Source organism: Flammeovirga sp. MY04, from assembly GCF_001682195.2.
Taxonomy (GTDB): domain Bacteria; phylum Bacteroidota; class Bacteroidia; order Cytophagales; family Flammeovirgaceae; genus Flammeovirga; species Flammeovirga yaeyamensis.
In genome coordinates this window covers 1549613-1562500 of the sequence record NZ_CP003561.2, presented here as the reverse complement: position 1 = coordinate 1562500, position 12888 = coordinate 1549613, and the positions used below count along the sequence as shown (strand labels likewise).

Annotated in this window: 4 protein-coding genes and 2 rRNA genes (1 of these 6 running past the window's edge); 5 read left to right on the top strand and 1 reads right to left on the bottom strand. The window is 33.4% G+C overall.

The genetic code is table 11. The features are described 5' to 3' along the window. From MY04_RS25775 to MY04_RS25760, 4 genes are all read left to right on the top strand, one after another. Positions 1 to 265, top strand: a 23S ribosomal RNA gene (locus tag MY04_RS25775) (it extends 2614 nt beyond the left edge of the window). A 68-nt stretch (positions 266 to 333) separates the two neighbouring features. Continuing rightward, positions 334 to 445, top strand: a 5S ribosomal RNA gene (gene rrf, locus MY04_RS25770). A 522-nt stretch (positions 446 to 967) separates the two neighbouring features. After that, a complete protein-coding gene (locus MY04_RS25765) occupies positions 968 to 2434 on the top strand; it encodes a sialate O-acetylesterase (protein WP_066215756.1) in 1467 nt (488 codons plus the stop codon). A 310-nt stretch (positions 2435 to 2744) separates the two neighbouring features. Beyond that, positions 2745 to 6770, top strand: coding sequence for a hybrid sensor histidine kinase/response regulator transcription factor (locus MY04_RS25760; protein WP_066215754.1), 4026 nt, complete (start codon positions 2745 to 2747; stop codon positions 6768 to 6770). 83 nt (positions 6771 to 6853) lie between these two features. Here MY04_RS25760 and MY04_RS25755 read toward each other — a convergent pair whose 3' ends face one another. Continuing rightward, positions 6854 to 9358 (bottom strand): MG2 domain-containing protein, encoded by a 2505-nt coding sequence (locus tag MY04_RS25755; RefSeq protein ID WP_066215752.1) that lies wholly within the window; start codon positions 9356 to 9358, stop codon positions 6854 to 6856. 307 nt (positions 9359 to 9665) lie between these two features. Here MY04_RS25755 and MY04_RS25750 point away from each other — a divergent pair, with 307 nt between their 5' ends. Further along, positions 9666 to 12836 (top strand): glycoside hydrolase family 2 TIM barrel-domain containing protein, encoded by a 3171-nt coding sequence (locus MY04_RS25750; RefSeq protein ID WP_084006138.1) that lies wholly within the window; start codon positions 9666 to 9668, stop codon positions 12834 to 12836. Positions 12837 to 12888: the final 52 nt, after the last annotated feature.

The window sequence follows — 12888 nt, the reverse complement described above, 5'->3', positions numbered from 1 at the left end:
GGGCGTTGGAAATTTGAGAGGCTCTGACTTTAGTACGAGAGGACCGAGTTGGACACACCTCTGGCGTACCGGTTGTTCCGCCAGGAGCATCGCCGGGTACCTATGTGTGGAGCGGATAAGCGCTGAAAGCATCTAAGCGCGAAACCCACCTCGAGATGAGATTTCCTTATGAGGGTTGTTATAGATGATGACGTTGATAGGCTTCAAGTGTAAGTTCAGAGATGGATTAAGCTGAGAAGTACTAATCGCCCGAAAGCTTTTCTTCGGTTGGTGTCCCCTGATGGGGGCACTGACAAAGTTTTTACTGTTCACAGTCAATGATATTAAGACATTGATGGTGCCAATGACGTAGGTGTTCACCTCTTCCCATTCCGAACAGAGCAGTTAAGCCCTACAGTGCTGATGGTACTGGGTTAACCCCCGGGAGAGTAAGTCGGCGCCACATTCATTAAATATAGAAGGTTAGTTAACACAAGATGTTGGCTAACCTTTTTTTGTTTGTGCATATATCAAATGAGAATGTTGTTGGTGTCCAATGTAGTTATATCTTCGTAAACCGATGGTCCCCGAGGGGCCAAGGCCGCCTCGCTGGAGACGTGGATGTATATGGTATTTCAGAATTAGAAATGCCCAAATAATGTAGGCCAATAGTCCGTGTAACGAGGGCCAAGGTCACCACTTTAAAGACGAAGAAATAAATAATGTTTCTACGAAAAATAACACCGAAATCTTGGATGATATTATTGAATCGATGAATTTACCTGCTACCTGCTACCTGCTACCTGCTACCTGCTACCTGCTACCTGCTACCTGCTACCTGCTACCTGCTACCTGCTACCTGCTACCTTTGTCTATATATATCAAAAATTAGTAGTAAACTGATAAATCTTTTATTCGAGGGATTAATAATAATCGCAAAGAGAATTAATCTTCATCTTTATATCATATTCACTGTAATGAAATGAACATGAAGAAAACACTAAACACTTTTTTATTTATTTTAATTGCCCTGAATGCATTTGGCCAATTAAAATTCGCAGAAGTATTCCAGGATAATATGGTACTTCAAGCAAACAAAGAAATTCAAATTTGGGGTGAAGGAAAACCATCATCTGAGTTTAAAATATCATTAGACAAAAAAGCTGTCAATGTAAAAGTGAACAAGGATGGGAAATGGTCTGTAAGCTTTCCTAAAATGAAATATGGCGGACCTTATGAATTAAAAGCAGAAGGAAATGAAACTATCACTTACAAAAATGTAATGGTAGGAGAAGTTTGGTTTTGTGCAGGACAATCTAACATGAGATGGTTTGTAAGAGATGCGAATAACCCAAGAGAAGAGATTAAAAATTCATCTAATTATTCTAATATTCGTTTTTTAGCCATGCCATTATCAGGTTCTGACACACCAAAAACTGAGGTAAAGGCAAAGTGGGAAGTATGTTCATCAACTACTATTAAAAACAAAACAGCTGTAGGGTATTTCTTTGGTAAGGAGTTATCCGACAATCTTAAAGGAGTAGCCATTGGCTTAATTGATATTTCTTATGGAGGAGCAAGTATCAGTACGTTTATGGATGCAGAAACCATAAAAAATTCTCCAGAAATAGAAGGTATTGAAAGAAGAAATAAAAACTTCTTAGCACATTATCATAAGCAAAAGAAAAAATGGGATGAGAATCCTGAAGGTAAAGCACCTTATTTCCCTGAAAACTGTTTGGGTTCATATTGTTTTAACGATATGATTCATCCATTGATCCCATATACAGTGCAAGGGATGATTTGGTATCAAGGGGAAACAAATGCTGGTGAACCTAAACCTTATATTACTTGGTATGGTGAATTTGTAGGTATGATGAGAAAACATTTCAAAAATGAAAATATGCCTACTTATTTTGTACAGCTTGCCGGATTTAAAGGGGTGAAAGGTAGAGAAATGCAAAATGAGTCATGGGCCATGTTTCGTTTAGCTCAAGCTGAGTGTTTGAAATTTGAAAATACAGGAATGGCCACCGCTATGGATGTTGGAGAAGCACATGATATTCATCCAAGAAATAAACAAGAAGTAGGAAGAAGATTATCTTTATTGGCTTTAAGAGATACTTATAAAAAGAAAGTGATTGCAGAAGGACCAACAGTAAAATCGTATAAAGTAGATAACAATAAATTGATTATCACTTTTGATAATGTGGCTAAGCAGTTAACTACTTCTGATGGAAAAGATGAAGTGATTGGTTTTGCTGTTAGAAATGATGAAGGAAAACTAGATGCTATATCAGCAAAGATTATCGGTAAGAATAAAGTAGAAGTAAATCTTCAAGGAAACAATTTGATTATGTACGCCTATGCTAAATTCCCTGAGTGTAATTTGTATAATTCTGCCAATTTGCCGGCAACACCTTTTAATCTAAATATCGACCAAATGCTGAATTAATGACCATCGGTTTTGGATAGTATTAGGACAAAAACTAATTGATGATGTGATAAACATGATCAATTAGTTTTTTTGTTTTAACGGATTTCCAGTAATTAAATCAAATTGATAACATAAATTATTCAATTACTAACACAAATTCTAAATTGCTTGTAATGAATGTATTGCTCTAATTATCAAAAATTATATTTAAGTAATTATAAAAATGAACTGTTTTTAACTACTGTGTTTGATATTTTTATTTGATATTTGTTGAATAAATAACAGCTAAGCGAATTAAATATATTGGACTACTGAAATGAATTGATGTATGAAGAATATAATATTACTATCACTATTTTTTTTATTACCATTCAACTCCTACACTTCTGTAAGAAATTATGAATTTACTAAAGTTGATATAGCGTCTAGAGCAGATGATGTAAAAGCAATTTTGGAAGATGATAAAGGATACATTTGGTTGGCTTTATCGAATGAGCTTTTTAGATATGATGGCTTTCAATTTGAAAAAATGCGGTCAGCGAGAGTATCTTGTTTTGCTAAAGACTTGAATGGAAACATATATATAGCGGCAGAAAATCAAGTTTACCAATATTCTTATGAAAATAATACTTTCGAAGTAGTCTCTAGGTTCGATAGCTATCGTAAGATTCATAATCTCTATGTTTCATCAAAAAATGAATTATTGATTTGTTCTTCAAAAGGACTTGAAATGATTAATCTTGATGATAATTCAAAAGTAACCTATCAACATCACGAAGGAATTGATGAGGGGTTGACAAGTAATGTTGTTCGTGTTATTTACGAAGATAAAAAAGGTGATTTTTGGATCGGGACACACGATCAACTAAATAAATTGGATAGAAAGACCAATACATTTACCCGCTATAGATTACAAACGCCCGATGAAATTTACAAAAAGAATAACCTTATTATAGATATTTTACCACTTAAAGATAAAGATGATACTAAATTATATGTAGGAACGGAGACAGGGTTAGCAGTTTTTGATACAGAATCAGGATCATTTATTAAGTACCGTTATCAGAAAAATAACAAGAAAAGTATAAGCAATAATGTCGTCAGGTCATTAGTTAGAATTAATGAAGAAATGATTTGGGTGGGTACAGGACATGGTTTAAATATCTTTGATGAAAGCACAAAATCGTTCCAACAGTTTTATTCTGATTATTACAACCAATTTTCAATTGCAGGAAACTCTATCAATCAGATTTATAAGGACAATAGAGGAATTACCTGGTTCTGTTCTGATAACGGATTAAGTAGAATTACTCTAGGTGATGATACCTTTAACTTGAATAGATTACCTTTTTCAAATCAACTACTTGATAAGGAACTGACAATTAAGGCTATGAAATCAGATGCTTCTGGAAATATGTGGATAGCAACTGATAATAGTGGATTAATAAAATATGATAGAAAATCAGATAGTTTTCACTCATTTAAAGTGCCACAGATTCTTCATAATAATGTGAACGATGTAATAATTGACAAAGAAGGAGATGTGTGGTTGGTAACGCCGGGTGGGTTGAATATTATTGATCCTAAGACAAATAAAATTTCAGCTTATACAGCAGAAAGAGGAAAAAAAGGAACATTAAAAACAGATTATCTATTTTCTATTGCCGAAAGTCCAAAAGGGCAAGTATGGATTGGAAGTATGTATGGAGTGTATAAAGTGGAGAAAAATGATCAAGGAAAATTAAGTTTTCTTTCATTTAGACCTAACAATAAACAATCGAATACTATCTCGGGTGATTATATCTACAGTATCTTCTTTAATGAAAATGAAAATCCGTATATCGCTACAGGTAATGGTTTAGATTATTTTGATTTGACTACAGGTACTATTTCTAAAGTAAAAAGCAATGAAAAACTAAACTATAAATACCTTAAACTATTAAAGAAGGATCAAAGTGGTACTATTTGGGCGATTTCAGAAAACAGATTCTTTAAGTTGAATACCGCATCTAATCGTTTTGAAGAAGCGATTGAAGCACCTTCCAAAATATTATCCTACGAAATCTTAGAAGATAAAATTTGGTATACAACGACTTCTAAACTAAATCTATTTGATCAGAAATCGAATCTATCTTTTAGTTTCTCTTATGAATCAACGGGAATCAATCACTTTGTTCAAAAGGTTTCGATGAAGTATCAAGATTATCTTGTCTTTGGAGGGAAAAGAGGGTTTACTTGTTTTGATCCGAAATCAGTTAGTTTAGTAAGTGATGTGCCAAAAGTTAGGTTCTCATCCTTAAATGTGCTGAACAGAGAAATTACTCCTCAGACGAAGTTGAATGAACATAATGTGATAACAAATACCATCGATCATGTGGAAAAAATTGAATTAGAACATGATGAGAATACCTTTGGATTGTCATTTTCTGGATTAGATTTCCGATTAGATAATGCACATGAATACAGAGTACAGTTAGAAGGTCTAGAAGATGATTGGAAGATTTTACCAGCAAACGAACATTCAGTATCCTATATTAAAGTAAAGCCTGGTAAATACATTTTTAAAGTAATGGCTTCCGACCAATTTGGTAAATTTTCTGATGAATATAAATCACTTGAAATAATCATTCATCCTCCAATTTGGGCTACTTGGTGGGCCAAAGCTATCTATTTTATAGTTATTTGTGTGGTTTTCTTTTTGGCGAAGAGAATGACTGAGAAAAATATCAATACACAAAATAACCTTGAAATTGAGAAGTTAAAAAGAGAGCAAAGTGAAGAAGTCAATCAAATGAAAATTAGTTTCTTCACTAACGTTTCTCATGAACTAAGAACGCCTCTAACATTAATTACTAGTCCATTGTCAGAGTTATCTGCTATGGAATCTGATACTAACAAAAAGAAGTTATTACAGATTATCGAACGTAACACAGATAGATTGACACGTTTGGTGAATCAAATTTTAGATCTTAGAAAATTGGATAAGGATGCCGAGAAATTAAGATTAGAAAAGTTTGATATGGTAAAGCTTTGTAAGTCAATTACCAATGATTTTACTGAAATTGTATCTAAAAGGAATATCAATCTTAATTTTTATACTAAACAACCTGAACTGAAATTTTGGTTTGATTCAGAAAAAATAGAGAAGGTGATTTATAACCTTATTTCGAATGCATTAAAATATACACCTAATAATGAAAGGATTGAAATTTTATTAAATGTGGTGCATATAGAAACAAATGGCAATCAGCAACAATATGTCGAAATTAAGGTGAAAGATACGGGGTTAGGAATTCCGAAAGAGGTTCAATCTCAAATCTTTGAACGATTTATTAATGTCAAGACCGAGAATTATACTGGTCAACAAGGAACAGGTATTGGTCTTTCATTAGTAAATGATTATGTCAAAATGCATGAGGGTTGGGTAGAACTAGAGTCTGAACTTGGTGAAGGAGCTGAATTTATCATTTATTTACCATATGAATCACATCAGATGGAAGTAGAACAGGAAGAAGAAATTCATGAGGAAGATTTTGTGATTACAACATCTGAATCAGATGAGGAACTTACTCAAGAACAAAATAGTCAGTATAAATTACTTATTGTAGAAGACGATGAAGATATGCAAAGCTTTATCGCTCACTGTTTTGAATCAGATTATAAGATTTTCAAGGCCAATAATGGTAAAGAGGGTTGGGAAATAGCCAAAAAAGAGATGCCTGATTTAATCATCTCAGATTGGATGATGCCTGTAATGGATGGGATCAAATTCTGTAATAAATTAAAAGTGAATGTCCTAACGAATCATATTCCTGTAATTATGTTATCAGCTAAAGATGGTATTGATAATAAAATGCAAGGTATTGATAAGGGGGCTGACGATTACATTGCAAAACCATTTAATGTTGATTATCTCAAATTAAGAGTTCAAAAAATACTTTTACAGAGAGATAAGTTAAAAGCTAAATACAAAGCAGAGTTTTCATCTCAGGTCCAACCAATTTCTGATGCTCCTACATTTGAGGAGAAATTCCTTCAGAAAGTGGTCGATGAAATAGAGAAAGACATTGATAATTCAGAGTTTAATGTTAAAATGTTGGGTGAAGCTTTAGGAATGGGACAAACGAATTTGTACAGAAAAATTAAAGCGATGACCGATATGACCATCAATGAATTTATTCGCAACGTTAGGATGAAGAAGGCAGGTCAGTTATTACGACAAGGGGAATATAATGTCTCTGATGTGATGTATATGGTGGGCTTTACTCATCGATCGTATTTCTCTAAGAGTTTTAAAGAGATGTACGGAATGACTCCAAAAGAGTTCTTGAAGAATAATGAAGTAGATGCTTAATTAAGGAAAAGAATTCAAACATAAAGCAAAAGCGGTGATTTCATAGTATCATGAAATCACCGCTTTTTATTTTATAACTGCAATTATTGCACTTGATAGAAAGGAGTCCCTTCATCATCAATACCTTCGATTTCTACAGTAAAAGGTGCCTTGCGATCATCGGTATAAAAGAGGATGGAAGCTTTGCCATTTTCATCAAATTGTACATTTGGTTCCCAATGTAAAGTAATCCTATGATCCGGCTTGATGTGCTTTTCATCATAAACATCATACTTTGGTTTATAGAATTCTTTTGTTTTGTATATACCAGGATGTTTTAAAGAATTGTATCCGAAAGGCACATAATTTAGGTTAATACCACTACTTGGATGAATAATGATGTATCCATAACGGAGATCAGCAGCCAAATCGTTTTGTGTGGCTGTAAATTCATCAATAATATCTATGTATTTAATATCTGCCATAGCTATACCACTAAGCATTTCTTCTTCAATGAACATTCCGTTCATAAAAACAGGGAAAACTCTGTCATAAACTAATGAAGTAGTCACTTCATCATCATTTGCCGTTTTGATCACCGTACTTTCAGTTTTAGAAAAGCTATACTTATTCAAAATTCTTGAGGCTTTATGATTGGAGTTTAAATATTGCATTAGCGACATACTTCTCATCTCATCATCAATTTGTACTCTGTAATCACTAGTATTGGTTAGCTTCGCTGATAGGAAATCGCCACCAGTAGATTCGTCGACATCATAAATTTCAATTTCATCGAGTATAATGGTTCGATCACCAAAAGCTCTTTCAATTTTTTCTATGGCAAGGATTTCTTTTTCATATGCGTCTAAAGCATTGTAAATAGGAATTTCTTCAATGACCTCAATAGGTTTTGATTCTGGACTTTGAATACCCAACAAAGTAATATTTACAACATTGTTTTTGGTGGTTTTTTGTCGCTTAACCTTATACTTTTTGGCGTTGAAAGAGAACTCTAGTGTATCATAAAATACCAACCCTGTAAAAGTGAATTTACCATTTTCATCGGTGACTACTTTTTCATTAAGGTTACTGTTTTTGTTTTTTGTAGTTAAAGTAACTTCAGCCATTTGTACTTTTTCCTCTTTCCAATAGCTTCTCGTAAATCCATAAATAGAAACACCAATTTCTGGTAAATAAGGTTTTGCAGTTGAATCATTTTGAAATGCTACCCAATTAAATTTTGAGTAGCCTTGAGTTAATAATAAATTATCTAAAGCGGCTCTTTTTTCATTTGTATATGGCGAAAAATACCAAGTTGGTTTCTCAATTTTTCCTTTAATATCTTGAGATAATAGAAGAGATGAAACAATTGTATTTCTTTTTGATGAAACATCAACCAAGTTTTTATCTACAATGGTTACAGAAGCATTCGCTTGCTTGGGTTGACCCAATTCATCTTTTAAAGTGAAATCAACTTCCACTTTTTCTCTTTTGATTCCTCTAATAGGACTAGTTGACATTGTTACCTCATTAGGTTGATAATAGAAGGTATTTCTTTCCAACAAAGTCTCAAAATTCTTATCTAATAATGATATCTTGATAATGCCATTTCGTAATTTATCAGTAGGAAGTTTTATTCTTAAAGTAGGGCGAACAGTTGTGCAATCCCACATATATAAAATTTCACCTCTCATCGATACCACAATATAGGCGCCTTCTTTTAATAACTGATTGGTGGATATGACTGTGATTAAGGTATTTTCTTGGTTACTATTGTTTATTTGAAGTGCCGTTCCTTTCGTTTCTACTTCTGGTAAATAATACTTTTTAGGTTGGCTTTTATCAAGATCTTTATTCAAGACAGCATAATACTTTTTATTGCTTTTTAGAGATAAAAAAGTATTTCCCATACCAAGTTCATTACCCTTAATTTCTTTGATTAATTTATCTTGATCATCAAATATACTGGCTGAAAAATTAGCACCCTTACCGTTATTGTCTATTAATTTGAAAGCAATTTTAGAGGGAATGTTTTCTAAAATATGTCCTGATTCAGGGAAAAATTGTAAATCGTAATCAGCTTTTACCAAAGTCTGATTTATAGGAGGTTGTGATTCTTTGGTATCTCTTTTTTTACTCTCCTCTATATTTTTCACCACTGAGAGCTGGTTTACCTTAATTTTCTTTTCATACAGCATATCATCACCAAAATTTCTCATCCAATTGGTGTAGGCACGAATTCTATAAGTGCCTTCTGTAAGTTTTGTGGATAATTGAAACTCAGCATGATTTAAGGAATCTGCAGCATGAATAATATGGTTTTCTAAAACCTCTCCATTAGGGCTTAATAACTCTGTATAGATGATCTTGCTAAAGGGTACTTTTTTCAGTGTTAACTCATCTCTTAAATAGGCTTTAAACCAAATAGTTTCACCAGTCATATAGTAAGGTTTATCCGTATGGATATAAAGTCTTTCTTTCCCTTGATTATAGACTTTCTGATTTACATTTTGAATAAAGGCATCTATATCATTTAGAGTGCTTGAACTAAATAGGAATGGAGTCAAGCAGAATATCAATAGGATGAAAAGTTGTTTGTAGTATTTCATAAAAGTATATTAGTTTCTATAAATATCATAAAATGGGGGAGTATTGATGGGCAGATTTTCGTCTATTATGATAACTATAAAACTAAAAATTAATAGAAGTGTGTTCAAGCATTGGTGAACATCAATAATGCAAGAATGAATAGGTGATACAGAGTTAAGAGCCGATATACACAAGAAGCTTTAGGAGTAAATTATTCATTTTATAACACATTTTCGTCTATACCATCTATTGAGACGATTTAGACCCCTTTATTCTGATTTAAACTACTTAATTTGAGTTGTCATAAAATGGAATGAAATTTTTTAGATGATGAACAAATTAACAAAAACGTTATTAACCGCTGTATTGGGAGGGATGAGTGTATTCTCTCATGCACAAGAAATACCTAATTGGGAGAACCCCGATGTGATTCGTGTAAACACCGAACCGACAAGATCTACTTTTGTCCATTATCAAGGAGACAATACTACACAAGATCAAGAACAACTAGCCAATTATATATACCTTAATGGGCAGTGGAAATTCAATTGGGTGCCTAAACCTGAGGATAGACCTGCTGACTTTTATAAAACTGATTTTGATGTGACACAATGGAAAGACATTGATGTTCCATCAGATTGGCAGATGAGAGGATATGGTTATCCTATATACACTAATATCATTTATCCATTCCCTATGGATGCCCCTCATATTCCACATGATAACAATCCTGTAGGTAGTTATAAACGTACTTTTACAGTGGATGAAAACTGGGATAACCAACAAGTGTTTTTACATTTTGCAGGTGTTAGTTCGGCATTTTATGTTTGGGTGAATGGTCAAGAAGTAGGCTACACTCAAGGTAGTAAAACAGCCATAGAATTTGATGTGACTGAGTATTTAAAATCAGGAAATAATGATATTGCAGTAGAAGTATATCGTTGGTGTGATGGATCTTATTTAGAAGATCAAGATTTTTGGAGATTGAGTGGAATAGAGCGTGATATATATCTATATGCCACCCCTAAAACGTTTATTAGAGATATAAAAATCACTTCTACCTTAGATACAGAAACCTACACAAATGGCTTATTATCTTATACTATTGATGTAGATAATAAATCAACGAAGAAAGCTAAAGGAATGTCTGTTGAGGTGACTTTAAAAGGAAAAGATCAACAAACTGTATATGCTCAAACTCACCCGGTAATTCTAGATAAAGCGACATCAAATAAGGTTTTTGTAGAAAACATCGACCTTATGAAGGTATTACCTTGGTCTGCAGAAACACCTAATCTTTATACAATGCATATCGCATTAAAGGATAAAAAAGGAAATGTGATTGATGCTTCAAAGCAACGAATTGGTTTCAAAACTACTGAGGTAAAAAATGGACAATTTTTGGTAAACGGTCAGCCTGTATTAATCAAAGGAGTGAACAGACACGAACACGACCCGGTAAACGGACATGTAGTGACTAAGGAAACGATGAAGCAAGATATCATTGACTTCAAAAAATACAACATTAACGCAGTTCGTACATCACATTATCCTAACGATCCATATTTCTACGATTTATGTGATGAGTACGGTATTTATGTGTGTGATGAGGCAAACATTGAATCGCATGGTTATGGTTATAAAAAATCGGAAACATTAGCTAATAGCGAAATGTACAAAGAACAGCATTTGGACCGCGTTAGAAGAATGGTGAAAAGAGACTTTAACCATCCCTCTATTATTTATTGGTCACTAGGAAATGAAGCAGGTAATGGTTCTAACTTCAAAGCAGCTTACGATTGGATTCACGAGTATGATGGATCTAGATTAGTACATTACGAACGTTCTGAAGCGATTGATAAAATCCGAACAACAGATATTCTTTCTTATATGTATATGCCAATGAAGGACGCAAATAAGAAAGTTATTGCCAAGCAGAATAAATTACCTCTCGAAGAACAACGTCCATTTATTTGGTGTGAGTATAGTCACGCAATGGGTAACTCCAATGGTAACTTCTTAGATCATTGGGAGTGGGTGCGTAAAAATAGAATCGCTCAAGGTGGTTTTATTTGGGATTGGCAAGATCAAGGTTTAATTGGAAAAGATAAAGATGGAACAATCTATTATCAGTATGGTGGAGATTTTGAACCTGAAGGAGTATATAACGATAATAACTTCTGTGCTAATGGTGTAATTGGATCAGATAGAGCACCTCATCCAGCAATTGAAGAAATCAGACACATTTATCAAAATGTACATATTACTCAAGTTGAAGGGAATACATTTGCCATTTTTAACGAACAATTTTTCAATGATTTATCACAATTATCTATCTCATGGTCTTTATTAGAAAATGGAGTAGAAATAAAAGAAGGTGTGGTATCAGATTATAATGTAGCTCCACAGCAAACAAAAAATGTAGCTGTAGATTTTGATTATAACTTTGATGCATCAAAAGAATATTTTGTCAATTTCTATGTAAAAAACAATGGTCAAGAGGCATTATTAGATCAAGATTTTGTGATGGCTTCAAATCAAGTATTATTACAATCACCTCAAGTTATTGCTCAAGAAGTGACAGGCGATAAAGTCAAAGTTGAAGAGCAAAAGGAAGGTGTGATGGTTATTTCGGCAAATGGATATTTCTATACTTTTGATCGTGAAGATATTGGTTTAGCATCAATTGTTTATCAAGAAAAAGAATTATTGGATGAGCGTGCTAAGATGAACTTCTGGAGAGCACCTACCGATAATGATTTTGGTGCTTGGAATGTAGATAAAAGAAAAGAGGATGCTAAATATTTTGAGTGGAGAGATTTAGCTAGTAAAGGTGAAATTACGGATGTAAAAGTAGAAAAAGGTGAATCAGTTACAATCACTTATTTGATGAATTACCCATCTATAGAGGCAACAAATACAGTGGTTTACACAGTAGCAAAAGATGGTTCATTATCAGTAAAAGCTGATTTTTCACCTCAAGCGCCTGAAAAATTAACGTTTATGCCTCGCTACGGAATCACTTTAGCGATTGGTAGGGAGTATGCAAATGTCATGTATTATGGTAGAGGTCCAGAAGAGAATTATCAAGATAGAAACAATGGTTCTTTTGTAGGTCTTTACAAAACTACGGTAGATGCTATGTTGGTTGATTATATTCGTCCTCAAGAGAATGGATATAGAACAGATGTTCGTTTTGTACAGTGGACAAATCAGGAAGGTAAAGGATTAAAAGTTGATGCAACTTCAACAATTGGATTTTCATCATTAAGAAACCCAATTTCAGATTTTGATCCGGGTAACGATAAAGCACAAAGACATACCATCGATATAAAACCAACCAATTCAATTTATATCTGTATTGATGATAAACAAATGGGAGTAGGTGGTACAAATAGTTGGTCGAAAAAAGGATTGGCTTTACCAAAGTACAGGCTGAATCCTGCTAAATGTAGCTTGTCATTTACATTAAAGGCAATGGATAATACGCCACAGTAAAAAGGGGTATCATATGTATCATAAACCCAGGATTTAATTACTGGGTTTATGA

Excerpts from the sequence above, each read along its gene's own strand:
- MY04_RS25760 (WP_066215754.1), top strand. The coding sequence starts at position 2,745 with ATGAAGAATATAATATTACTATCACTATTTTTTTTATTACCATTCAAC.
- MY04_RS25750 (WP_084006138.1), top strand. The coding sequence starts at position 9,666 with ATGATGAACAAATTAACAAAAACGTTATTAACCGCTGTATTGGGAGGG.
- MY04_RS25755 (WP_066215752.1), bottom strand. The coding sequence starts at position 9,358 with ATGAAATACTACAAACAACTTTTCATCCTATTGATATTCTGCTTGACT.
- MY04_RS25765 (WP_066215756.1), top strand. The coding sequence starts at position 968 with ATGAAGAAAACACTAAACACTTTTTTATTTATTTTAATTGCCCTGAAT.